At 60.6% G+C, this 23,206-nt stretch carries 19 protein-coding genes; 7 read left to right on the plus strand and 12 right to left on the minus strand.

What is annotated here, in order from left to right; all coding sequences use genetic code 11:
- Positions 1 to 2: 2 nt before the first annotated feature.
- Genes QRN33_RS23750 through QRN33_RS23770 form a run of 5 tightly spaced genes read right to left on the minus strand, consistent with a single transcriptional unit; the run spans position 3 to position 7,053 of the window.
- A complete protein-coding gene (locus QRN33_RS23750) occupies positions 3 to 938 on the minus strand; it encodes a GNAT family N-acetyltransferase (protein ID WP_285410474.1) in 936 nt (311 codons plus the stop codon).
- Complete coding sequence (locus QRN33_RS23755) at positions 907 to 2,217, minus strand: phenylacetate--CoA ligase family protein (RefSeq protein WP_285410476.1); 1,311 nt, start codon at positions 2,215 to 2,217, stop codon at positions 907 to 909. The genes QRN33_RS23750 and QRN33_RS23755 overlap by 32 nt, the downstream gene beginning before the upstream one ends.
- Before the next feature lie 44 nt (positions 2,218 to 2,261).
- Positions 2,262 to 4,664, minus strand: a complete 2,403-nt coding sequence (locus QRN33_RS23760) for an acyl-CoA reductase (RefSeq protein WP_285410477.1) — start codon at positions 4,662 to 4,664, stop codon at positions 2,262 to 2,264.
- A 1-nt stretch (position 4,665) separates the two neighbouring features.
- Positions 4,666 to 5,796, minus strand: coding sequence for a LuxE/PaaK family acyltransferase (locus tag QRN33_RS23765; protein WP_285410478.1), 1,131 nt, complete (start codon positions 5,794 to 5,796; stop codon positions 4,666 to 4,668).
- Between the two features lie 9 nt (positions 5,797 to 5,805).
- Positions 5,806 to 7,053: an MFS transporter gene (locus QRN33_RS23770; RefSeq protein WP_285410479.1), complete on the minus strand. Its 1,248-nt coding sequence runs from the start codon at positions 7,051 to 7,053 to the stop codon at positions 5,806 to 5,808.
- A gap of 355 nt (positions 7,054 to 7,408) precedes the next feature.
- Here QRN33_RS23770 and QRN33_RS23775 point away from each other — a divergent pair, with 355 nt between their 5' ends.
- On the plus strand, positions 7,409 to 7,597 hold the full coding sequence (locus QRN33_RS23775; RefSeq protein WP_016770563.1) for a hypothetical protein: 189 nt from the start codon (positions 7,409 to 7,411) through the stop codon (positions 7,595 to 7,597).
- A gap of 18 nt (positions 7,598 to 7,615) precedes the next feature.
- Here QRN33_RS23775 and QRN33_RS23780 read toward each other — a convergent pair whose 3' ends face one another.
- Positions 7,616 to 7,993 carry a fe2+ zn2+ uptake regulation protein gene (locus QRN33_RS23780; RefSeq protein ID WP_039760510.1) on the minus strand — a complete coding sequence of 126 codons (378 nt, stop codon included), beginning with the start codon at positions 7,991 to 7,993 and terminating at the stop codon, positions 7,616 to 7,618.
- Positions 7,994 to 8,236: 243 nt separating this feature from the next.
- Here QRN33_RS23780 and pvdQ point away from each other — a divergent pair, with 243 nt between their 5' ends.
- Positions 8,237 to 10,582, plus strand: coding sequence for a bifunctional acylase PvdQ (pvdQ, locus tag QRN33_RS23785; RefSeq protein ID WP_285410484.1), 2,346 nt, complete (start codon positions 8,237 to 8,239; stop codon positions 10,580 to 10,582).
- A gap of 53 nt (positions 10,583 to 10,635) precedes the next feature.
- Here the strand turns inward: pvdQ and QRN33_RS23790 are convergent, their stop codons facing one another.
- The gene (locus tag QRN33_RS23790; RefSeq protein WP_285410486.1) at positions 10,636 to 11,637 is read right to left on the minus strand and encodes a FecR family protein; all 1,002 of its coding nucleotides are present in this window, start codon (positions 11,635 to 11,637) and stop codon (positions 10,636 to 10,638) included.
- 153 nt (positions 11,638 to 11,790) lie between these two features.
- Between QRN33_RS23790 and QRN33_RS23795 the strand changes: the two genes are divergently transcribed.
- Positions 11,791 to 12,060, plus strand: a complete 270-nt coding sequence (locus QRN33_RS23795) for a PepSY domain-containing protein (protein ID WP_083352748.1) — start codon at positions 11,791 to 11,793, stop codon at positions 12,058 to 12,060.
- A gap of 59 nt (positions 12,061 to 12,119) precedes the next feature.
- On the opposite strand, the gene QRN33_RS23800 is transcribed toward QRN33_RS23795, so the two are convergent.
- On the minus strand, positions 12,120 to 16,148 hold the full coding sequence (locus tag QRN33_RS23800) for a dermonecrotic toxin domain-containing protein (protein ID WP_285410489.1): 4,029 nt from the start codon (positions 16,146 to 16,148) through the stop codon (positions 12,120 to 12,122).
- A 75-nt stretch (positions 16,149 to 16,223) separates the two neighbouring features.
- Here QRN33_RS23800 and QRN33_RS23805 point away from each other — a divergent pair, with 75 nt between their 5' ends.
- Positions 16,224 to 17,057, plus strand: coding sequence for a hypothetical protein (locus QRN33_RS23805; RefSeq protein ID WP_285410490.1), 834 nt, complete (start codon positions 16,224 to 16,226; stop codon positions 17,055 to 17,057).
- A 153-nt stretch (positions 17,058 to 17,210) separates the two neighbouring features.
- Positions 17,211 to 18,239, plus strand: a complete 1,029-nt coding sequence (locus tag QRN33_RS23810; RefSeq protein ID WP_285410491.1) for an Ldh family oxidoreductase — start codon at positions 17,211 to 17,213, stop codon at positions 18,237 to 18,239.
- Positions 18,240 to 18,299: 60 nt separating this feature from the next.
- On the opposite strand, the gene QRN33_RS23815 is transcribed toward QRN33_RS23810, so the two are convergent.
- Entirely contained in the window at positions 18,300 to 18,617 is a 318-nt protein-coding gene (locus QRN33_RS23815; RefSeq protein ID WP_042609889.1) for an ElaB/YgaM/YqjD family protein, read from the minus strand.
- A 154-nt stretch (positions 18,618 to 18,771) separates the two neighbouring features.
- On the opposite strand from QRN33_RS23815, the gene QRN33_RS23820 reads away from it, so the two are divergent.
- Positions 18,772 to 19,026, plus strand: coding sequence for a hypothetical protein (locus QRN33_RS23820; RefSeq protein WP_003224595.1), 255 nt, complete (start codon positions 18,772 to 18,774; stop codon positions 19,024 to 19,026).
- 6 nt (positions 19,027 to 19,032) lie between these two features.
- Here the strand turns inward: QRN33_RS23820 and QRN33_RS23825 are convergent, their stop codons facing one another.
- Positions 19,033 to 19,947 carry a LysR family transcriptional regulator gene (locus QRN33_RS23825; RefSeq protein ID WP_285410492.1) on the minus strand — a complete coding sequence of 305 codons (915 nt, stop codon included), beginning with the start codon at positions 19,945 to 19,947 and terminating at the stop codon, positions 19,033 to 19,035.
- 84 nt (positions 19,948 to 20,031) lie between these two features.
- On the opposite strand from QRN33_RS23825, the gene QRN33_RS23830 reads away from it, so the two are divergent.
- Positions 20,032 to 20,955, plus strand: coding sequence for a carbon-nitrogen hydrolase family protein (locus QRN33_RS23830; RefSeq protein ID WP_285410493.1), 924 nt, complete (start codon positions 20,032 to 20,034; stop codon positions 20,953 to 20,955).
- 132 nt (positions 20,956 to 21,087) lie between these two features.
- Here QRN33_RS23830 and QRN33_RS23835 read toward each other — a convergent pair whose 3' ends face one another.
- Both QRN33_RS23835 and QRN33_RS23840 read right to left on the minus strand, forming a co-directional pair.
- Entirely contained in the window at positions 21,088 to 21,561 is a 474-nt protein-coding gene (locus tag QRN33_RS23835) for an LEA/WHy family protein (RefSeq protein ID WP_065617297.1), read from the minus strand.
- Positions 21,562 to 21,626: 65 nt separating this feature from the next.
- Positions 21,627 to 23,093 carry a nucleobase:cation symporter-2 family protein gene (locus QRN33_RS23840; protein WP_285410496.1) on the minus strand — a complete coding sequence of 489 codons (1,467 nt, stop codon included), beginning with the start codon at positions 23,091 to 23,093 and terminating at the stop codon, positions 21,627 to 21,629.
- Positions 23,094 to 23,206 lie beyond the last annotated feature (113 nt).

The raw sequence follows: 23,206 nt of genomic DNA on the forward strand, positions 1-23,206 counted from the left end.
GATCACACCCGCGGTAAATCACGGCCCGTGATTTGCCGTTGCGTCTGATCATGCAGTGCTTGCATGTGCGGGCAATGCAAGTCCAGTTTGCGCGGGCGGTAGCCGCGATGAAACAACGCCAGCCAGCCGCCCTGGTTATCTTGCGCCGGCGCCAGACCGGTAAAGGCAAAACCGATGGCGCTCAGGCTGTGCAGATCCACGGCGAACTGTCGGGACAGTTGCAGACGGATCGAAATCAGCCAGTGCCTGGGCAGCGTTCTCAATTGGTTCAGCAGTTCCGGGTCGAGTTTTTCCAGCAACATTTCATGGCGACTGCCGTGCTGCTCAACCTGAAACGCGCCTCCGCGCCAGCGCCCTGCGCTGGCGCCGGCACCGAACACAGCCATCAGATGCTCCATGAATGCACGACAACTGGCTGGCCACGCCTGCTCCGGCAGCGGCCGCTGATAGCCGTCGATGGCGCGGACCCCCAGTACGATCGACTCCGGTTTCTTGCTGCCGAAAGGCGAGCGGACAAAGTCAGGCAACAGGCCGGTGTTATGGAATCCCAGACTCAGCGCCATGCGCTGGCTGTAAGGGTGATGGGTCACCTGTTTGATCGACACGCTGCGACAGCCCAAAGCCTGCGCATGAGTCAGCAGTTGCTCGCCCAGGCGTGTCGCGATGTTCTGACAGCGAGTGTCAGGATGGACGGCGCTCAACGCCAGTTCAGCGTCGTGGGAGGTTTCGCTTTGCCTGTACAAGGTGGCATGGCCGCGAATCCGTTCACCCTCGACCGCCACCAGTGAGTGCCAGCGTTTTTTGGCATGGTTCTGACTGATCAGGCAGGGCAGATACACATCGCTTTGTACGTAATGATCGCCGTACACCTCGCGAAACAGCTCGCTGACGGCCGTGGCGTCGCTCTCACGGTAATTGCGCAGGATCAACGGTTCCATCGCGCACCTCCCTGTCATGTTGGTCATAGCAGCGATGATCGACGATTCGCAGGCTTTTACCTGCGCGAGGATGGCGCACGAGATCCTCGTAGCCGCAGCTGTGGATACGCAGCTCCAGCAGTCGAGCGTCTCGCAGTGGGGTTATCTGCGGGTAAAGTCCGATCAAACGAGCCTCGAGTGTCACGTCGATGCCGGCGGATCGTTCGTTCGCCACGTATTTCAACGTCAGCACATCCCTGTCGTCTGCCTGTTCAATCACCAATTGCCAATCGTCGCTGCCAGTCGTGCACCTCACGGTGTCGCTGATTTCATCTGTCATCAGCGACAGGATCCCGACCCGCACGCGCTGGCTGCTACAGCTGCGGCCCCTCAGCGCGAATTTGCGTTGCGCCGTGCCCTCCGGTTCGCGCCAGCACGCCAGGTCACCCACGGGATAGCGGATCAGCGGCATCAAACGGCGATGGAGGTTGGTCAATACCAGCACACCGGTTTTGTCGCAGTCCTCGATCCGTGCCCCTGTGTGCGGGTCGATGATCTCCAGCAGGACGTGGCCGTCAGGCGTGCGGTGTTCGCCCTCCATGCAGTCACGGTGGCTGGCACCGATAAATCCACCGTCGACGCTGGCGTAGCCAATGGAGGCAATGCGCGCGTTGGGCAGCACTTGCCGGAGCAGTTGCCGTTGCGAGGCGAACAGGCTCTCCCCGCCGTACAGCACGCTGTCAATCAACGGCAATGCCCGGTTGTGTTGCTTGAGCCAGCCGGCAAAGCTCAATAGCTGCGCGGGCGGGCCGGCCAGCACGTTGATCCGGTGTTGCCCGATGGCATCGGCCAGCCTCGCCGGGTCAACGTCACCGGTAAACGGAAACTCGGTGACAGCCGGTGTAACTTGGGCCAGGGAATCGTGGATAAACAGGAAACTGGCATAGAGGTCGCCGGCGAAAAACAGATTGGCTACTCGGTCGCCGGGGTTGAATTGCGCGCTGAGACTGCGGCCGAAGTCCTCGGCCGTGCGTTGCCATTCAGCGCGCGTATAGACCGACAGTCGGCCGCCACCGGTTGACCCGCCGGTCTTGAAGACCAGCGCAGCCCGTACGGGGGCAGTCAAGACTGCCCATTCATCAAGGTTCTCGCTGCCAGTCCAGAATCCTGCAGGATCGAGCACAGGCCATTCACTCAGTCGGTTGAGCGCCTCTGGAACCTCGGCGAGACAGTTCTTGTAGTAGGGCGAATGCTGACGGACAAAGCCCATCAATTCGCCAATCGGGTGGTTTTTTTTCACGATGTCTTCTTCTTGTTTCGAATAAGCCAGCTCACGTTCGAACGTCAGCGGCGAGAGTCAATGACCAACGGCGTCTTGCCGCTGTATTTGTTCTGAATGAAAGCCACGGGCGAGCATTGTTCTATGTGCAGAACCAGTACTCCGGTGTCGACGGCGCTCATCAGGGTCGAATTATTGGCGAGCCGTGCCCTGACCGCGTCGGCTGCAAGTTCGCTGTGCACTTGCAGCCGCTCGATGCCCTCGGCGCTGTGGTCCAGACGCAACTGAAACGGGACTTGCAGTCGTGTCGCCAGTTCGCTCAGAGAGATAAAGTAAGTGCCGATACGCAGCAGCGTGCCGTGGCGTTGCAGCAGTTCGAAGCGCGGCGACTGCAGTCCGCAGCCGCAAACGCCCGGCAGCCAGCGCCCGGTGTCGCCAAGCTCATAACGCTCAACGCGCTGGCCGCCGTCGCGGGCGAGCGAGGTCACCACCAGCCGGCCGACTTGATCATCGACGATCGTTACATCCTCATCGAACGCGACGACTTCCAGCTGCTGGATATCATTCATCAAATGGAACACCCCGTCCGCTGAAGCCTGGCACGCATGGCCAAGCGGGCCGGCATCGACGCTGCCGTAGATCGCCGAGCGAATGAGCACGACGCCACAACTGCGGAGCAATTCACGGTTCTGCTCGCTGAGGTGCTCGCCACCCATGAAGACCTTTTCGACCCCGCCATAAGCGCGCAGACGCTCCTGCTCGTTGAGGAACAGGCGATGCAGCGTGCTGGGCATGCCAACCAGCACATTGACCCGCTGTTCGATGATCAATTGGGCAATTTCCCGATAGTCTTGGTCGGCCGGGGCGGCCATGGGAAGTTGCGTCACCTGCAGGCATTCCAGCGCTTTGTTGAGGCTCAGAAAGCCGGCGTACAGCCCGCCACAGTAGAACAGGTTCATGACCCGATCCCGCGCCGGATCGAGGCCGGCGGCGAACAGGCCGTCAGCCGTTGCGCGCATCTGACGATCGAAATCGCGATAACTGTAGCCAGCCAGCGCAGGGGTGCCGTTGGTGCCGCCGGAACGAAAATACAACTGCGCCTGAGCATTGATGGGTTGGGCGATGAAGGCCGCTTTGTCCATGATCGGAGCGCACGACTTCGCCGGCAATGGCGCTACATCGAGACGGGCCTGTCTTGGCAATTGCGTGGCCGCCAGACTCACCGATACCCGACGACTCAGCCGTTGCAGCGCATAGACACCGTCATGGGGTTCGCCTTGGTAACCGTCGTGAATGCTGCTGATCGGTGCGATACGCGTAACGCCGGCACCGATCAGCGCATGGGTCAGCCCGGCGATGGATGCCGGCGCACACACCAGCGCACAGCTTTGCAGCACGTTGCGCCAGGGCAACAGCGTCGCGCTCAGCAGAGCCTTCGGCACCGGGTGCAGCAAGACACTGCGAAACAGCGGCGACGGCGCGAGTTGCCGGTCGTGGCGCCAGATCACTCGCCAGCCCGCGCCGGCCCAAACCTGCCCGGTGTGTTCGGCGAAACTCTGGCCGAGCCGGGCCATTTGCAGGTGCGTGGTGATTTGTGAAGCTTCCTGAAGTGTCGGCGCCAGTGCGGGCCAGTTCGCGTGGCGACGCTCGAAGGCTTGCGCCAACTGTTCACCGATGCCGCGCACAATCTGCGGATCATCGCTGTCCACCAGCAGCCATTGCGGGCTCGAGCAGGCCTGCTGATCCAGTCGGCAGACTTCATCGGCCACCGCTTCAAGCGTCTGCGGCGTGGCGGCTTCGGGCGTCAGGTACACGAAACTGATGCGATGGCCCCAATCGATCCAGCGGCAACCCGGCGCCAGTTGTTGCCGAATGGCCTGCAGGGCCGCGTCACCACCCCATGCCGCGACGCCGTTGGCGTACTTGCACAGTTGGCCGATCTGCCCGGTCTCGGCCGGGATCACCGCCACGTATCCGGCCAGTTGCCCGCCTGCGTCGCAGTTCGCCAAGGCGCAGAGCAGGCGTGCCGTCAGGCCCTGATCGCTGCGGCTGGGGCGCAACCAGTTGACGTTGCCGGCGAGCAGACTTTCAACCACCGCGCAGAACGCCAGCAGCGGCGCATTGGCGGGGGTGATGTGCACCACCAGCCCGAGCGGGCGCCAGGCTTCGAAGCGTGGCTGACGATAATCGATACGGCGCAGGGAATCGGCATCGACGCCGAGTTCGCGCCGGCGTTTGTGCTGCAACGCGTCGGGTTGGCAGAAATCGATCAGGGCTTGCCGCTGTTCGCTGTCGAGGGGCAGGTCCGTGGCGGTGTTACGCAGATGTTCTGCAAACCCGGCAACGGCCTTGATGACGGTGTTGCTGTCGAGTGCCGTCGCCAGGCGTTGCGGCAACTGCCGTTGCAGATCTTCCAGCGCATGCTCGAGGCTGCAGGTGTGATGCAGCTGTCCATTGATCAGATACATATCAGTGACTCCCCAGTAATTCGGCGGCGGCCATTGCGCAGCTTCTGTCCGCCGAGGTGCTGGCGCGGCCGTGCAGTTCGAACCAGTCGCCGGTCAATCCGCAGCCGCAGCTTGCGCCCGGGTGCAGCGTGGCGAGGTCGCTCATGACCACGGCGTGAGCCGGACTGGAGGTGATATAGGGCGAGACGAAGCCGAGCAGACCTGGTTGGCCGTAGGGCAGCAGGGATAAATCCGCTGGGTTGCGAATCAGCACCCGGGAGTACACCGGCACATGAAACCGGTGACGGGCGCATTCAATATAAGGCACGGCGTGCTCGACAGCGCCGTAACCATCGCGGCAGCGGGCGGGCTCGATGCCCAGTTGTCGATGGATATGGGCGTAGAGCTGCTGTTTGGGAATTTCCTGCGCGGCCTGGGTTTTCCAGCCACCGCCGAAAAAGGCCAGCGAACCGGCGGGTAGTTGCAGATCCTGCACACCAGTGTCCTGCATGCGTTGCAGGGTCTGCCACAAAAACGCCGGAAAGCCGAAGATCCGCACCGGCAAACCTTCTTCAGCGAATGATTGCAACGCGGCGATCACCCCGAACACATCGAACTGGTGGCCGCTACCGGTGTTGCGCAAGGCGTAGACCACCCGGTTGGCCCGGGCGAACCGACACAGAAACTGATCGGTGAACGAAGTGCCGAGGGTAATGCGGCCTGCGGGTTCGTAGCTCAGCAGCAGGTAGTTGCACGGCGTGTCCGGCGTGTCCCAGCGGTAATGAAGGAATATGTGCGCGACCATCGATTGCGCCCGCGCCAGGCTGCGCTCGTCATAGCGCATTCGGCTTTTCTGGCCGCTGGTGCCCGACGACGTCAGCTCGAGGGCGTCTGTGCCAGTGCTGCTCAGCAGCAGGTGCTGTTTGAAGAAACTGGCAAAAATCGGCGGCAGACGTGACCAGTCATCGCGGCTGTCGAGGTCTTGTGGCGACAGCCCATGGGCGTTGAGCCAGTGGCTGTAACCCGGTGTGTGATCGCAGTGAAAACGGCTGATTTCAGTCATCGCCCGATCGAACAGACCGGCCGGGGCTGAATCCGGGCAATAGGGTCGCGGCAACGCGCACAGCGCGTCGGCATAGGGTAGGTGAGTCATCAATGTTCCTTATTGAGGCGAGGCCACATCAGGCGTGGCGGTTTGCAGGAGCCGGTACATCAAAGGCAGGCACATCAGCCCGCCGAATGCGGCCCAGAGAGCGAAATATTCCAGACGACTGCCGCCACCGATGGCGGCAATCAATGAGCCGCCGAGGCCCATCACGGCAATCGAGATCATCCCGGTCAGCGCTGACACCAGACCTTTGCTGTCATCACTGGAAAACAGCGCCAGGCGATACACCACCGCATTGCTCATGCCCAGCCCGACGGCGTACAACGCCAGGCTCGCCACCACGGGACCCAGTCCCGCGCCGAGCAACGCGCACGCTGCCAACAGCACGAGGCCCAGACAAAACGGCCAGAGCGCCCATTGAAGCAATTGCGGCAACGAATGTGTGTGCAGCAAGCGGTCGAGAATCAGATTGCCGGCGATGACCGCCGAGAACACCGGGATCTGCCACAGGCCATATTCCAATGGCGGCAGTTGCAGAACCCGCACCAGCAGCAATGGCGCCAGGCCGATCCAGGCAATCAGCGGCAGACTTATCAGGCCGAGCGCCAGGCTCGCGCAAAGAAAACGCGGATTGCCGAGCAGCGCGGCGTAGCGTTGCGAAGTGCGTCGCCAGGAGAAGGGCACGCGGGCAGTTCGATGACCATCGCGGCGCTCGACGCCCACGGTTTCCGGCATCCACAGCAACAGGCCGAGCCATACCAGCGCCGCTGCGCAGCCGAGGAGCAGAAAGATTTCCCGCCAGCTCAGCCATTCCAGCAAGAGGATTCCCAGTAGCGGCCCGAGCAGGGGCGACAACAAGGCAACATTGCCGAGCAGCGCCATGAGTCTTACGGCGTCGGCTTCGCAGAATACCTCCTGCAATGCCGGGTAACTGACTGCGACGACGAAGCCCAGCCCCATGCCTTGCAACAGGCGCAACAGGTTGAAAGCTTCAATGCTGGCAGTTAAAAAAGCCGCCGCGCACGAGACGCCGAACAGCGCGCTGCCGATCAACAACAGTGGCCGTCGGCCAAATTGATCGGACAACGGGCCGAGTAACCATTGCAGGCAGACTCCACCCAACAGGTAAAGATTGAAGGCATGGGGAACATGCCGCGCGTCCGCCCCGAGCTCGGTTGTGACGTCGAGCATCGCCGGCATGATCACGTCGCTGGCCATGTAAGTGAGCAGTTCGAAAGCGGTCAGCGCCAGACAGAAACCGGCTACCTGTCGGGGGCCGATGTTTATAAGTGTTCTCTGCATGAACGTCCCTGTTTATCGGTTGTAGGAAGTTCGCAGAGCCTAGGCGCAGACGCGCAGCGCACCTAGGCGTTTGCTGCGTCAGCAGATTTCAAAAACTTACGACATGTTTAATTGATCGGCGCGGCACATAACATGTTTACCTGCGGCCACACGGCATAAACAACAATGCCCGCGACAGTGCGGGCATTGTTTGCAGTCGATCAGCCGGGCGGGCCGTGCGTTGAGGTCGGGCGGTCATGCAGCCAAAAATCTTCAGCGCCTGTAACATGGCATCCCCGTTTGCCCCGACACCTCGCGTCATCCGGCAAGCGTATGGCTTGCAAGCGCAGACATTCCAACGTTTCAGGAAACCGCAATGACCCAGAAGCAACGCTTGATTTATTCGATTCTGATCGCTCTGTCCGTACTGGCGATCATGCTGGGCCTGTCCTGGCTGCAAAACGCCGGCATGATCACCGAGAAGACCTTCCAGTACGTGGCGATCGGTGTGGCCGTGGTTGTGGTGGTGATCAATGGCGTGATGCGCCGTAAGGTCAAGCCCTGACGGCGAACAGCCAGGGCCTCAATCGTGGTTGAGGACCGCTGCAGCCTGTGGGTGCAGGCTGTAACTCTTGTCGGCGTTGAAGGTGATCACGCCTTCGGCGCACAAGCGTTTAAGCACTTCGCGCACGCTCAGAAACGACAACGGCACGTCCAGATCGAGCAACTGGCTATGCACACCGCGCACGCCCAAACGCCGATCGCTCTGTGCCGCCACCAGCAGGGCGTCGATGACTTTCAGGCGAATCAGGCTGGTGCGCAGGCCGAAACTCTTCAGCAGAACGCGAATACGCTCATTGCCCGGACGCTCGCCGCGCTGGGTGAAATTGCCGGTGTGCGAACTCATGGAAACGCCCTGTGGCGTCTGGCTACCGTCCGATGGTAGTTGCGAGTTGTACATGCGATTACTCCTTTTCAGAGCCAGATCGGGAAAGGTTTTGTTGCGCTCTCTAAACAAGACGTTTCAGCACGACAAATCATGAAAGAAAAGATGTAGAAATTTCGTCGCTAATTCGTCCTGGCCTTGTGATGCCGGCCTTGCCCCGATGGATTGCCCGCTAAATTTTTTTCCTCAGCTTCGTTTCTTCGACAGGCTCATTGCGCGTGGACGCAGGGGCAATCGACCTTTCGAGCAGGAGCGAGCGTGATTATTTCCAGGCAACTCACCGGGCTGGCCCTCGCCGGCACCTTATTCGGACTGAGCCTGTCGGCCCATGCACTGAGTCCGGCTGCAGACACCCGCGCGGACATTCGCCGCACCAGTTTTGGCGTGCCGCACATTCGCGCCGAAAACGAACGCGGTCTGGGGTTCGGCATCGGCTACGCCTATGCCCAGGACAATCTGTGTCTGCTGGCCAACGAGATCGTGACCGTCAATGGTCAGCGCTCCCGTTATTTCGGCGCGGAGCAGTTCACCGTCGAACAACGGCAAAACCGCGTCAGCGACGTGTTTTTTACCTGGCTGAACAGCCCTGAAGCCGTCCATTCGTTCTGGCAGGCGCAACCGGCCGAGGTGCGCGATCTGGTCGAGGGTTATGCCGCCGGGTACAACCGCTCTCTGGCTGAACGCCGTCAGCAAGGGTTGCCGCAGCAATGCCAAGGGGAATGGGTACGCGACATCAGTACCGACGATCTGGTCAAGCTGACACGGCGCTTGCTGGTGGAAGGGGGAGTTGGCCAGTTCGCCGAAGCCCTTGCTGGCGCGACGCCGCCGCAAGCAACCGCGCAGGTGAAGCACGAAACCCAGGCATTTCAGCTGGCCGACGCACGTCAGCAGCGTTTCGCTCTCGATCGTGGCAGTAACGCCGTGGCGGTCGGCAGCGAGCGCTCGTTCAACGGCCGTGGCATGTTGCTGGCCAATCCGCATTTTCCGTGGGTCGGCGGCATGCGTTTCTACCAGATGCACCTGACCATCCCCGGCAAACTCGATGTCATGGGCGCCGCTTTGCCGGGTCTGCCGATGATCAATATCGGCTTCAACCAGCATCTGGCCTGGACCCACACGGTCGATTCGTCGAAACACTTCACGCTCTATCGTCTGCAACTCGATCCGAAGGATTCGACACGTTACCTTCTGGACGGCAAGTCGCTGCCACTGAGCAAACAAACGGTCACCGTGCAGGTCAAGCAGGCTGACGGTCAGGTCGTACCGGTGGCGCGCGACATCTACAGCTCGCAGTTCGGGCCGATCGTGCAGTGGCCGGGCAAGCTCGATTGGGACAAGCAATACGCCTACAGCTTGCGCGATGCGAACCTTGATAACGATCGCGTGCTCAAACAGTGGTATGCGATGAACCAGGCCAGCAACATCAAGGATCTGCAAGACGCAGTGCACAAGATCCAGGGCATTCCCTGGGTCAACACTCTGGCGGTCGATGACAAGGGCCAGACGCTGTACATGAACCTGTCGGTGGTGCCGAATGTCAGCGCGGAAAAACTCGCCAAGTGCAGCGACCCGCGCCTCGGCCTGCGCATGATTGTTCTGGACGGCTCCCATAGCGGCTGTGCCTGGGATGTCGATCCGCAAGCGGCGCAGAAGGGCATATTCGCTTCCAGCCAGTTACCGCAACTGCTGCGCAAGGATTTCGTTCAGCACTCCAACGATTCCGCATGGCTGGCCAACCCGGCGCAACCGCTCACCGGCTATTCGCCGCTGATCAGCCAGGACGCACAACCACTGGGCCTGCGCTCGCGATTCGCACTTGATCGTTTGGCTGAGCTGAGCAAAAAAGGCCCGTTGGCGATCAAGGATCTGCAGCACATGGTCATGGACGATCAGGTCTATCTGGCCGCGCAGGTCATGCCCGACCTGCTGAAGTTCTGCGCAACCGATCTGGGTAGCGACGCCGCGACACTGAAATCGGCGTGCGCCAGCCTCAAGGCTTGGGATGGTCGCGCCAATCTGGATTCCGGCCTCGGTCTGGTGCACTTTCAGAACATCATGCAGGCGCTGCTTGAATCGCCGGACATCTGGCGCGTGGCGTTCAACCCCGCAGATGCGCAAAACACCCCGCGTGGTCTGGCGGTCGAGCAGCCTGCAGTTGCCAAAGCGCTACGCGAAGCGATGCTGGCGTCGCTCGAGTTGACCGGCAAGATGGGTCTGAAAGCAGACGCACGCTGGGGCGACATTCAGGTGGTCAGCAGCGGCGGTCAGCAAACGCCCATCCATGGCGGGCCGGGTACGCTGGGTATCTACAACGCGATGCAAAGCGTGCCCCGGGAGGACGGAAAACTTGAGGTGGTCAGCGGCACCAGCTACCTGCAAGTGGTGAGCTTCGATGAAAAAGGCCCGCATGCCCAAGGGCTGCTGGCATTTTCACTCTCCAGTGATCCGGCGTCGAAGTATTCGCGCGATCAAACCGAAGCGTTTTCGAAGAAACAATGGAGTGTCCTGCCCTTCACCGAACAGCAGATCCAGGCAGATCCGCAATATCAGGTGCAGACCATTCAAGAGGCACAGGATCAGGCAGGGAAGGTGGCCGCGCACTAAAGCAGTGATCGCCCGCAACAAACGAAGGCCGCCTCCCGCAAGGGACGCGGCCTTCAGCTTTTCGGCGGGCGTTGCGGCATCGAGTTGATCACCGGGTTGCCTTCCTTGTTGCGGGTCAGGTAGACCGGCAGCACTTTCGGCAGGCTGTTCGCCAGGTTGTTCATCTCATTGATGTTGTAGACGCCGCCCACGCGAATCGCGCCGGTGCTGGTGTCGGCGAGCATCAAGGGCTTGTCGAGGTAACGATTGATCAACGGCAGGGCGTCGTGAAGGGCAAGGTTATCGAGCACCAGCCGGCCGCTGCGCCACGCCAGCGAAGTGTCGCCAGGGTAGGTCTGGCTGATTTGCGGCGCGTAATCGCCATGTCGGTAGCGTGCCTGCATCGATGGCGCCAGGCGCAGGCCGTCTCCCGGTAGATCGCGGTTGCTGCTGACCAGCACCGAACCTTCGACCAGGTTTACCCGAACCTGATCTTCATACATCCACACGTTGAATCGGGTACCGGTCACGCGAATCCTGCCTTCGCCGGCACGCACCACGAACGGATGCGCGGTGTCGTGACTGACGTTAAAAAACGCCTCGCCCTTGTTCAGGGTCACGCGGCGTTCATGTTTGTAATTGCTGAAGGTCAGTTCGGTGTTGAGGTTGAGTTCCAGCTGGCTGCCATCACCCAAGGTGACCTGCCGGACGCGGTCGGTGGCGGTGTAATGCTGATAACTGTCGGGCAGCCAGCCCAGACTCCAGCCGCTGTAAGCCGCGAGCGGCAGGGCGACGGCACAGGCGCCGACAATCACCGCGAACTTGCGCCACGAACGCGAAGGCTTGCGTTGCGCCGCGAGTGCCTCAGGCTCGGTTCGAGGCAGGTCCCCGGCCACTTCCCAGATTTCCTGCATGGCTTCGTATTCGAAGGCATGCAGCGGATGCGCATCGTGCCAGGCTTCAAACGCGCGACGCTCCTCGTCCGTGCAGTCAGCGGCGTGCAGACGCATGCACCAATGCGCGGCGGCATCGGTGATCGCATCGTATTCGGCTTCCGAGAGAGTGTCTTGGGTCATTGACTCGTCCTGATTTAGCGCATTCTAACCTCGCCGGCGGGTTGCCGAGAACATCCGTCATGGCATTTACCCATCAACGTGGAACTTATTTTTCCCTGTGACGCCCAAAAAAACAGGAAGCAACTGCCTACTATCCATAAATGGAGTGAAAAAATGATCAAAAAGACATTCGCAGCCCTGATTGCCACTGCCGGTTTGCTCAGCGCCGGTGCCGCTCTGGCGGACAGGCCAGGCGCAGGCTGGATCACCATCGAAAAAGCCATCGACACCGCCAAGACCAAGGCTGGTTATGTCGAAATCTATGAGATCAGCGCCGACAACGACGGTTACTGGGAAGGTGAAGGGCGCAAGGCCGACGGCGTTGTTTATGAATTCCGCATCGATGGCGCCTCGGGCAATATCCTGCGTGATCAGAAGGACTAAGCCTTCACTGTTGGCTGATACAGAAGTGCGCTGGTGTCGAGCCAGCGCATTTTTTTTGTTCACCTCTCGGGTTGCGCGGTTTTCGACACGGTTGCAGTCGACGCCGGCAACGGGATGGGAGCCGGAAGCGGATCGAGTTTCTGGCCCAATTCGCTGATGAGCAACGCGATCGAGTCAGCGTTGGCGAGTATCACGTCAACGCGTGCTTCGTCAGACACCGGATTGCGGAACGCTTTACGCGCGTCTGCAAGATTCCTGGTTTTGGTCAGGCTGAGAATTTTTTCGTAGTCATCGGCTTGCGACGTTATCTTATCCATGCCCACCCAGGCGCCCGTCTCGTCTTTACTCGCGAACAATTGTGCAGAAGGCGTAGCGCGCGAGAGCGATTGACGGCGGCTATCCAGATCATCCTTGAGCAGCTGTCCGTCCGCAGTGGTGGTATCGATGAGGCCGGGAAAGGGGGCCATCGCGTCAAGGGAGACCAGATCCTCGCTATCGCAGACCAGATGCGAAAGTTCATGGATCAGGGTGACCGCACGTGCGTGCGAGTCCACATTGAATCTTGGAGGCAGGAAGGCCGTGTAGACATCCAGCGCCGGATTGAAGAAATGTTCGGTGAAGTGGACGATCTTCTTGCGGTCCTGTTTGAAAACGAAAGCAACCGTATCGTCGCCGTAGCGCTGGTTCAGGCCGGCGAAGAAGCGCTCTGTGTAAAGCAGATCATCCTCGGGATCCGTCAGCTCACGGCACAGCGGGATGATCACCTTTTCGAATTTCCTCTGCAGCGCGGGCGTGATGTGAGGCACATCGAGAATGTTCCTGAGCACCTTCTCCACCCGTGTACCCCCCAGGTTGTCGCGATGGATGACAAAGTTATGCAGACAATTGAGCGCATAGGTTCTTGCCCGGGTGACCGCTTGCTGTATCACAAAGGCCCTGGCAGGTGAGCGACGGTTGATCTGCGCCATCCCTTTGGCCTGGATGTACATGGTGATCGAGCGGCTATCCTCGACTTGCTTTTGCAGTTCGGCCGGCCCCTTCCTGCGACAGCGCTGCACGGTCTGGCCGGCCTGTGCAATCACCAGCCTTGAATTCTTCTCTGCCAGTGCCGGCCCTTGGCTGCGATCTTCTTTGCGCAGGAACCATGTTTTTTCGGCCTGAACGACTGGATAGACCTTGCCGGCAATCGCCACGTATTGGTCAGTTGTGGCGGAGTCCCGATAAACCAGCCGATTGTTCTCAAGCTTGAGGTCGTTCAGCGCCTTGCTGGTTTCAAAGGGCTGCAAGGCAACGCGGGAGGGCGAGGCGGGCGGTGCTTTTGCCCAGCGCGAGGCAACCTTTACGGTGCTATCTGTCTGCGCAGATGTCTGCGCCTCAGCGGCAAATTCGCTGGTGGCTGTCTGCGCCTCGGTCTCCCATGACAAGCGTCCCAGACTGAACAGCGAAATGGCACCCTCGATGAAGTTTTTCAGGCCGTTGGCCCAATGGTGATCCTGGAGGTCTTCGGCGGACGCCTTGAAGTCCTGATAGCTTTTCCAGAGGAACAGCAAAGAGGCCAGTTTCCCCGGCAACAAGTGCGGTACCAGCCGGACGCCGTGACTGAAGAGAAACCTGGCTGCTTCCCAATCCGCTTGGGCATTGATCTGTGGCTGGCTGCTGAGCAGTTGTGGCAGAAGGTTGAGGGTGTCCTTGTGCAACCGATCAAGCACATTGCCGTTTATGGGCGTGCTTTGAAGGGTGATCTCGCTGGGTTTGCCGATCGTCGTTTTCAGCAGATTCCTGAAAATGGCCTGCTGCCCGTCCGGCAGACGCCGGATGATCAGGTCCTGGAAATGCCCGGGCGTATTCACTGCTTCGATCAGTTGCGCTTCGTTCTCGAACTCGCGAAATACGCATCGGGAGTAAGGCGCATAGAGCACCCGCGGGCCTGTCTGCCCAGCGCCCGGTCCGAAGACGTACAGGCCGAGCGTGTCGACGCCACCAGCGCCCGCGGTCTTGATCAACGACAGCGGGCAGGCGATGGCGTGAGCATCCACGACCATGGCCCGCGCTATCCCGTCCGGCATGTCGAGTATCTGACAAATGTAGTCGTAGCCGGTGTCCGACAGTTGTTGCTGCAACTTCATCGAGTGGGCGTGCTGCATCAATTGCCAGGGCAACTGGCGTAAAAACCGCTTCTTGCTGATGCGTGCAGCCGTGCTGTCACCGGACAGCGCCTGGGTCACTTTTGCCGTGTAGGTTGTAGCGACGTCGAGCGATTGCAGTAATTGCCGTACGGCGGTCTGGGCGAAATCTTTCGGTAATGCGGTGGCTATGTTCGAGGTCACTTTGAAACCGCTGTCCTGCACAACGTTGTAGTGATGCAGGGCGAACTCCAGAAGGTCGCAGGCCGGGCCGGCCAGCGTCAGGTTCGGAGTGATCTGGATATCCTTTGGCTTGAGCCCGTTGCCCGGGAATCTGGCGTCGAGCAGGCTTTTCAGGGTTTGCTCGATATAACTGGCCAGGGTCGGGACCTCATCGAGAAAATCCTTTCCATCGATAAAGGCGTGCCGCAGTTCATCCAGCAGGGCGAGTTGTGTGCGCTGCTCCGTCGCCGAGGCCATGCGCAACCAGTCGGGATAGTCCAGATGCCGGGAAAGGGTACGTGCAAGATCGACGGCGCGGCGCAGATTGGTATCGATGACAGCGTTCTTCATCCGGTCAAGAAAGGCCGCCAATGTGTCCGGGTCCTTGATACAGGCGCGTAGCATTTCGCATTCAGCGAGGAAGTCTTCGATGCCCGACTGCATGCGGTCGTTGGACACACGGCCCTCAATCAATCGGAAGCTGCCGAGCGTGTATTGCTGATCCAGTCGATGCTGCGCTGTTGGCAGATTCTCCAGCAGCGTATGGCTCTGATTGTTGTCGTCCAAGCGTTGTTGCAACTGTTTTTGCGCAACCCCCATATCGGCGAACAATTCCAGGCCCATGGCCGGTGTCCACAGGATCGCGCGCCCCGAGTGCTCGACGTCCATGCCGCCGCGTTCGGTCAGCAGCACGCAGTAAGCGAGCGGCAGCGTAGCGGTGGACTCGGCACAATCGAGCGTTAGCGACCAGGCATCCGGGCGAAAACCGTTGAGTGACTGGCGATCGCTGCGTGTCGGATGCCGGGCATTGAACACCGTATCGACGATTTTTCGTTCCGCCTCCCGCCATGATCCGCTGACACTTCGCACGAACGCCTCACCGCGCAAGCCATCTTCGAACGCCTGCGCGAGCTTCCAGAGAATGCCTTCGAGAAAAGTGCGCTGTTCGGCGCCGTTCGCGGTCGGCTGGTCTTTGAAGTGGCTGGTCAGACTATCCAGCGTTCGGCCCAGACTTGTCGCCAATTGTGCCGCCTTGTCGGCCTGCACAAGCGAGGATGGCGGCGCGCTGGTGAACAACGGCCGGGTACTCCAGCGCTCATTGACGTCGAGATCGAGCAACCGCTCATGGATCATCGAGCGGATATCCAGCGCCTTGTCGAAGAGTGCATGAACGTCTGTGGTGCGTTCGCTCTGGCGATAGCGCTGCAGGACGAACTCAATGTTCTGACGTTGTTTGGTAAGGATTGCCTCGAACAGCGTCGGCATGATCTCACCGCTGATGTTTTCCCCGGACACCTGGACGTTAGCGAAACCCAGGTAGCGATTGCGCTCTTCCAGACTCATCAGTCCGTACAGTTCGTCTTCGTGCCCGGCAGCCTGCAGTTTCGCGGTGAGCGTCTGTTTGAGGTCGGCGTAGTTCGTGAGTACCTGCAGGCCCTGGCTGGGTGTATAGAGATAGGCCTTGTCATGATTGATCATCAACGAGCCAGCCAGTTCGACAGACGCTGTCTGTTCGCTCAGGCACACGGTTTCGAACGTTGGCCGGCGTACCACCACGGACGGCTCACGTACCAGACTGTGCAGCGCGTCGAACTCGCCGGCGGAGAGGATTTGTGTTTCGCGCTTGATCATCAGATCGGCGCGCGCCTGGTCCTGTAGCGTCTGGCTGAAGAAGGTGCGCCTGGGCGAGCCCTCGAATGACGCGGCATTCCAGTAGCCCTCGAGCTGACGGAACAACAGCATGATCAGTTTGCTCGAAGCCGAGGTGATAGCGGTTGCCCACGCGGATTGATCATCAGTGCCGGGCAGGCGGGCGGGGTGGGAAAACTCGACGGTCTGACCGTGGGGCCATTGCTGACGGCGAAAATGCAGCAGCAGCGCTTCAATCAGCGAGCGCGAATCGACCCAGTGCCTGCCAGCATCGGTGGAGGAGGGTTTTGTAGCGGCGTAAAAAGCCACGCGGGTGCTCGACTGGGGCAAATCGCCGAAGTGCGGCTGGAGCAGTTCACCGAGGATTTTTTCCAGCAGGGCATTAAGCGCAGGCAGGCGTTTCAGTTCGTCGAGCAAGTCGCGTGCGCAGGCTTGTTGCGAATGGGTGATCGCTGTTTGCTGATCCTCGAAGACATCACCGTCGATGGTTTGTCGGGTGACGGTAATGCCGCGTTTCTCCACCAGCTCCTTGCGCAGCGAAACACTGAGAAAAGCCAACAGATCATCTTGCTCGTCTGCACTGTTCAGTCGTGCCTGCAACGCCTGCGTAAGCGCTTGGTCATCGCTGTATTTTTTCAATCCGTCGTAGGGCGTGTACAGAAACATGCCGTTGTCGTCAGGACCGGCGCCGAGCACGAAACTGCCGGCCAATGGCACGGGCACTTGCTTGTCGGCGTTGAGCAAAATCCGTTCGGCGAGCATGGGCGGGGTTTGTGCGCTACGCAGGGCGTGGCTCGCCAGTTGTACGTGTGCGAGCCAGTCGAAATCCTTGCTGTTGAGGCCGTGGCGTGCGGCCAGGTCGGCCTGCAGGCCGGCGGACTTCAGAATCTCGGGAAACAGCAGTGGAGCAGTAGAACTGGACATCATCGGTGCTCTGAACGCGGCGCCATCGGGCAGGGACTCAACAGTAGGTCTGTGAGCCGGAGCAGGTGCGGTAGATAGTTACCGCACACGCCGGATCAAAAGATGCAGTCGGCTCAGCCAGTGATCGCCGAGCGATCAAAGGGTTGACAGCCGACGGCTCCGGCGGGGTTAATCGGTGGGCAAATCGACCGTACGCTGTTGTTCCCTCCAATAATCATTCTGGAGCTTCAGATGTCTGCGCTACACGATCAGGGCTCGCCCACGTTATCCCTCGAAGCACTCACGCAACTGCTTGAAGCGATTTTCCTGCGCCACGGCACTTCCAGCGAAGTCGCCCGGGTACTGGCGGCCAACTGTGCCGGCGCCGAGCGCGATGGCGCCCATAGTCATGGTGTATTCCGCATGCCCGGCTACGTCTCGACCCTGAAAAGCGGCTGGGTCAATGGCCACGCAGTGCCGCAGGTCGAAGACGTCGCGCCCGGTTTTGTCCGGGTCGACGCCGGCAATGGTTTTGCCCAGCCCGCGCTGGCCGCTGCGCGAGCATTGCTGGTGGAAAAGGCGCGTCACGCCGGGATTGCAGTGTTGGCGATTCGTAACTCGCATCACTTCGCCGCGTTGTGGCCGGATGTCGAGCCGTTCGCCGACGAAGGTCTGGTGGCGCTGAGCGTGGTCAACAGCATGACCTGCGTTGTCCCGCATGGTGCCGACCGGCCGCTGTTCGGCACCAATCCGATCGCCTTTGCCGCGCCACGAGCCAATGCCGCACCGATCGTTTTCGACCTGGCCACCAGTGCCATCGCCCATGGCGACGTGCAGATCGCTGCGCGCAAAGGCGAAAAACTCCCGGCCGGGATGGGCGTCGACAGCTTGGGTCAGCCCACGCAGGATCCCCGGGCGATTCTCGAAGGCGGCGCATTGCTGCCGTTTGGCGGGCACAAGGGGTCGGCGCTGTCGATGATGGTCGAGTTGCTGGCAGCGGCGTTGACCGGTGGCAATTTTTCCTTCGAGTTCGACTGGTCCAACCATCCCGGCGCGAAGACTCCGTGGACGGGGCAGTTATTGATTGTGATTGATCCGAGCAAAGCCGCGGGGCAGAGTTTTGCCCAGCGCAGCGAGGAACTGGTGCGACAGATGCACGGGGTCGGGCTCAAGCGGCTGCCGGGGGATCGGCGGCATTGGCAGCGCAGTCGGTCGAGGCTGGAAGGGATTGCCCTGGATGAGCAGACATTGGCGCAGTTGCGGGAATTGGCGGGGGAGTGAATTTACCCGCAGACATAAAAAAAGCGAACCGTAAGGTTCGCTTTTTTGTGGCGCTTGTACTCAGCGACGACCGAGCAGCAGGCCCACCACCAGGCCGAAACCGGCGGAGATCGCCACGGTCTGCCATGGGTGGCCGCCGATGTAGTTTTCGGTAGCTTCAACGGCGGGTTTGGTGCGGTCGCGCACGCTGGATACCGAGTCCAGCGCCTGCTGCAGTTTCTGGGCGATCTGGGCACGCAGCGTTTCCGCTTCTTCGCCGACCAGTGAAGCGCTGCTCTTGAGCAGTTTGTCCGATTCTTCGATCAGAGCCTGAAGCTCGCTGAAAGCTTGATCCTTGATTTGCTCTTCGGCAGCTTGCGAGGCGGTTTTACGGGCCATTGGGTGACTCCTTGCAGTTGAATGGACAGTGACCAATGGAGTGTAGCGGTCGACGAAAAGTTGCATGTCATTCGTACCGAAGGGAAAAACCTGCACCGGAGGTTTCCGCCGAGCGTGTAAGATGTCGCCATTTTACGCAGCAGGATAAATCCCCATGAGTTTCAATCTGGCCGACAAATCCCTCGCAGAGCGCGCAGCGCTGGAAGATGAGAAATCCCGTCTGTTCGAACTCTGGCAGAACAATCTGGGCAAAGCCAAAGGCGAAGCCGCGCGTCTGTTTGGCGAGCGCTCCAAGCGCAAGGGCAAATGGGCCGAGTGGGTTCGCGCCGAACTGGACGGCATGTCGCCGCCGGAGTTTGCCAACATGGTGCGCAGCGAAGTCAATCGGCTGATGGCGGCGAACAAGTAAACCGCGTCACGCCTGGCCGAACGTCGCGGCAATTGCCTCGCGAACCTTGACCAGCACCGGATCGATCTGCGTGCTGGTGCGCCAGCCCAGTTCGATCGGATAGCGCGGCAAGGCCAAGGGGCAGGGCAGCAATGCCAGCCCGCTCAGTCCCGCGATGCTCGCCGCGGCGTGAGCCGGAATCGTCGCCACCGCCTGACTGCCCTTGAGCAGAAAGGGCAGCGCGGCAAAATGCGTGGTCGAGGCGCAGACCCGGCGGCTCAATCCCACGGCCGCCAAGCCTTCATCAGTGATGCCGATAAAGCCACCCGATGACACCAGGATGTGCTCGCGGGCGACGAACTCCTGCAAATCGATCTGCTGCTGGCCCGGCGCGAGACTGTCGGGATCGACCAGGCACGCGTAGCCACCTTCCGCCAATACCTGACGACTGAGCAGACGCTCGGCAAACCCGCCGGCAGTGATTGCCAGGTCAATGCTGCGTTCCATCAACGCACGGGCGACGATCTGGCTGTGGGTCTGGCGAAAGATCAGCCGCAGTTTCGGCGCGCGACCAGCGATTTCCTCGATCAAGCGGCGCCCGTAGGCAATTTCAAAATCATCTGACAGACCGATCGCCACCGAGCGCCCGTCATAGTGATTGGCCGCCGGATCGAGCATGGCCAGGCTCTGTCGGCATTTGTTCAGCGCATCGCTGATCACCGGTTTCAGCTGGTTGGCCTGCAGGGTTGGCGCCAGACCGCGTCCGGTGCGCACGAACAACTGATCGCCATAGACCTCGCGCAAGCGGCGCAGCGCGGCACTTACCGCCGATTGCGTGACGCCAAGGCGCAGGGCGGCGCGGCTGGCGCTGGATTCTTCGTGCAGCGCTTCAAAGACTTTCAGCAGGTTGAGGTCGATGTGGGCGATATTCATTTGGCTCATATCATTCAGCAGCAGGAAGGGCTTTATTCATGATCGTCTGACGCTGGAGAATCGGCAACACCTGAACCTGATGGAGTAAACAGCATGCCCAGATCGATTGTTGCCGCGCTGCAGATCGGCGCCTTGCCCGGTGGCAAAGGCGAAACCCTCGAACAAATCCTTGATTGGGAGAACGCGATCATCGAATCCGGCGCGGCGCTGGTGGTGATGCCCGAAGCCCTGCTCGGGGGCTATCCGAAAGGCGAGGGTTTCGGCACGCAACTGGGCTATCGCTTACCTGAAGGGCGTGAGGCCTTCGCACGTTATTTTGCCAACGCCATCGATGTGCCCGGTGCCGAAACCGAGGCGCTGGCCGGATTGTCGGCGCGCACCGGGGCCAATCTGGTGATCGGTGTCATCGAGCGCGCCGGCAGCACTCTATATTGCACGGTGCTGTATTTCGACCCGCAGGCAGGGTTGATCGGCAAGCACCGCAAACTCATGCCCACCGGCACCGAGCGGCTGATCTGGGGCAAGGGTGATGGCTCGACCTTGCCGGTGTTCGACACCCAGGTCGGCAAGCTCGGCGCGGTGGTGTGCTGGGAAAACATGATGCCGCTGCTGCGCACGGCGATGTATGCCAAAGGCGTCGAAGTCTGGTGCGCACCTACCGTGGACGAGCGCGAGATGTGGCAGGTCAGCATGCGCCACATCGCCCACGAAGGCCGTTGCTTTGTGGTCAGCGCTTGTCAGGTGCAGGCCTCGCCGAATGAGTTGGGCGTCGAGATTGCCAACTGGCCGAATGATCGGCCGTTGATCGCCGGCGGCAGCGTGATCGTCGGGCCGATGGGCGATGTGCTGGCAGGACCGTTGCGTGGCGAGGCAGGATTGCTCACGGCTGAAATCGATACCGATGAACTGATCCGTGCGCGGTATGACTACGACGTGGTGGGCCACTATGCGCGGCCGGATGTGTTCGAGTTGAACGTTGACGAGCGCGCGAAGCCGGGGGTGCGGTTCAACACATAACCCCGGACTGGCAAAAATCCCTTGTAGGAGTGAGCCTGCTCGCGATAGCGGTGTGTCAGGCAATGCATGTTTATCTGACAGACCGCTATCGCGAGCAGGCACACTCCTACAAGGGTTATGTATTGCGGCTGATTACCAGGTCGCCGCACGCGCCTTGGGTAGACTCAACTTGCCGCTGTCGGTAAAGCGCATCGTGCCAAACACCCCGCCGGCCAGTTTGCCGCGCAACACGTAGGGCAAGTTATCGAGGCTTTGCGTCTGGCTCAGGCCGAGGGTCTGGCGCAGGAACGAGAACGCCGAGACGCTGACCGGCACCGTGACAATCGCTTCAGAGAAACGCGGGATCGAACCGCTCTGATCGCTCACACCGGAAGCCAGCGAATGACCATTGACCTCCAGATCCAAGGCGATGCCGTTGTAGTCGATCGCCGTCTCATTGGGATTTTGCACCCGCAGCTTGATGGCAAAGCGCACTTCCAGTTCCTGGCTCGGCAACGGTTCGAGGCCGACCACGTTGATGTTCACCGGATCGCGGTGAGGAAACAGCGCGCAGGCACTGAGCGACAGCAGCAGGAGCGACAGGATGACGGCGTGGACGCGGCGCATAAAAATCTCTCGACAAAAAAGGGCTGAACCGTTGCCGGTGCAGCCCTTTTTTTCAAGGCTCGACGTCAGCGGTTCAATTGTGCGACAGCCGCCGGTTGACCGGGTTCAGCTTTGGCGGCGACGTCGGGGTTTTCCATGACCTGCAGAATCGAAGCTTCCGGGTCGAAATCATCTTCTTCCAGCTCAATGAATTCTTCCGGCAGAAAGATGTTCAGCACAATAGCGCACAAGGCGCCGACGGTGATCGGCGATTCGAAGATGTTGCGCAGCGCTTGCGGCAGCTCGCGCAGCACTTCCGGTACGGCGGCGATGCCGAGGCCCATGCCCAGCGAAATCGCCACGATCAACATATTGCGTCGATGCAGGCCGGCCTCGGCGAGGATCTTGATCCCGGCCACGGCGACGGTGCCGAACATCACCAGCTCAGCGCCGCCGAGCACCGGTTTCGGCATCAGTTGCAGCACCGCGCCGATCATCGGGAACAAGCCGAGCAACACCAGCAGGCCGGCGATGAAAAACGCCACGTACCGGCTGGCCACACCAGTCAACTGGATCACGCCGTTGTTCTGCGCGAAGGTCACCATCGGCATGCTGTTGAACACCGCCGCCATGGCCGAGTTGAGGCCGTCGGCGAGCAGGCCGGATTTGATCCGGCGGATGTACAACGGGCCTTTGACCGGTTGCCGCGAGATCATCGAGTTGGCGGTCAGGTCGCCGGCCGCCTCCAGCGGAGATACCAGGAAAATCACCGCCACCGGCACGAACGCTACCCAATCGAAGTTGAAACCGTACTTGAACGGCACCGGCACGCTGACCAGCGGCACTTCGGGCATCGCAGCGAAATCCACCGTGCCCATCAGCCAGGCCACGACGTAGCCAAGGGTCAGGCCGATGACGATCGCGCCCAGGCGCAGAAAGGGCAAGTCGACCCGGTTCAGGACGACGATAGTGCCGATCACCAACGCTGCGAGAAAGATATGGCTGGCCGCGCCCAGATCCGGCGCGCCGAAACCGCCGGCGATATCAGTCATTGCCACTTTGATCAGCGACAGGCCCATCAGGGTGATGATCGTGCCGGTCACCACCGGAGTGATCAGCATGCGCAGCTTGCCGATGAACTGGCTGAGTACCACTTCGATGAACGCGGCGAAAAAGCACACACCGAAGATCGTCGACAGGATTTCATCAGTGCCGCCACCGCGCGCCTTGACCATGAACCCGGCGCTGAGAATCACACTGATAAAGGAAAAACTGGTGCCTTGCAGACACAGCAGACCCGAACCGACCGGGCCGAATCGCTTGGCCTGGACGAAAGTGCCGAGCCCGGAAACGAACAGCGCCATGCTGATGAGGTAAGGGATTTCACTGTGCAGACCGAGGGCGCCGCCCATGATCAGGGTCGGGGTGATGATGCCGACGAAGCTCGCCAGTACGTGTTGCAGCGCGGCGAACACGGTGGCGGTCAGGTGCGGACGGTCGTTTAGGCCGTAGATCAGGTCGTTGTTGCGCGGGGCTTTATCGGAGGCGGTCATGGTCAGGTGCGCGCCGCGAGGCGGGGCCGGGTCAGAAAATGGGTGCGCAGAATGCCGCAAGCGGACGGCGAGGGCAACGAGCAATAACTGCCTGAAAGGTCAGGTTTTACTGC

This window comes from Pseudomonas sp. FR229a (assembly GCF_030209115.1).
In the GTDB taxonomy this organism is placed as follows: Bacteria; Pseudomonadota; Gammaproteobacteria; order Pseudomonadales; family Pseudomonadaceae; genus Aquipseudomonas; species Aquipseudomonas moraviensis_A.

Coding starts and splice junctions, on each gene's coding strand:
- QRN33_RS23830 (WP_285410493.1), top strand. CDS start 20,032: ATGCCCAGATCGATTGTTGCCGCGCTGCAGATCGGCGCCTTGCCCGGT.
- QRN33_RS23800 (WP_285410489.1), bottom strand. CDS start 16,148: ATGCTGTTGTTCCGTCAGCTCGAGGGCTACTGGAATGCCGCGTCATTC.
- QRN33_RS23825 (WP_285410492.1), bottom strand. CDS start 19,947: ATGAGCCAAATGAATATCGCCCACATCGACCTCAACCTGCTGAAAGTC.
- QRN33_RS23780 (WP_039760510.1), bottom strand. CDS start 7,993: ATGTACAACTCGCAACTACCATCGGACGGTAGCCAGACGCCACAGGGC.
- QRN33_RS23815 (WP_042609889.1), bottom strand. CDS start 18,617: ATGGCCCGTAAAACCGCCTCGCAAGCTGCCGAAGAGCAAATCAAGGAT.
- QRN33_RS23790 (WP_285410486.1), bottom strand. CDS start 11,637: ATGACCCAAGACACTCTCTCGGAAGCCGAATACGATGCGATCACCGAT.
- QRN33_RS23750 (WP_285410474.1), bottom strand. CDS start 938: ATGGAACCGTTGATCCTGCGCAATTACCGTGAGAGCGACGCCACGGCC.
- QRN33_RS23795 (WP_083352748.1), top strand. CDS start 11,791: ATGATCAAAAAGACATTCGCAGCCCTGATTGCCACTGCCGGTTTGCTC.
- QRN33_RS23760 (WP_285410477.1), bottom strand. CDS start 4,664: ATGTATCTGATCAATGGACAGCTGCATCACACCTGCAGCCTCGAGCAT.
- QRN33_RS23770 (WP_285410479.1), bottom strand. CDS start 7,053: ATGCAGAGAACACTTATAAACATCGGCCCCCGACAGGTAGCCGGTTTC.
- QRN33_RS23775 (WP_016770563.1), top strand. CDS start 7,409: ATGACCCAGAAGCAACGCTTGATTTATTCGATTCTGATCGCTCTGTCC.
- QRN33_RS23840 (WP_285410496.1), bottom strand. CDS start 23,093: ATGACCGCCTCCGATAAAGCCCCGCGCAACAACGACCTGATCTACGGC.
- QRN33_RS23810 (WP_285410491.1), top strand. CDS start 17,211: ATGTCTGCGCTACACGATCAGGGCTCGCCCACGTTATCCCTCGAAGCA.
- QRN33_RS23820 (WP_003224595.1), top strand. CDS start 18,772: ATGAGTTTCAATCTGGCCGACAAATCCCTCGCAGAGCGCGCAGCGCTG.
- QRN33_RS23765 (WP_285410478.1), bottom strand. CDS start 5,796: ATGACTCACCTACCCTATGCCGACGCGCTGTGCGCGTTGCCGCGACCC.
- QRN33_RS23835 (WP_065617297.1), bottom strand. CDS start 21,561: ATGCGCCGCGTCCACGCCGTCATCCTGTCGCTCCTGCTGCTGTCGCTC.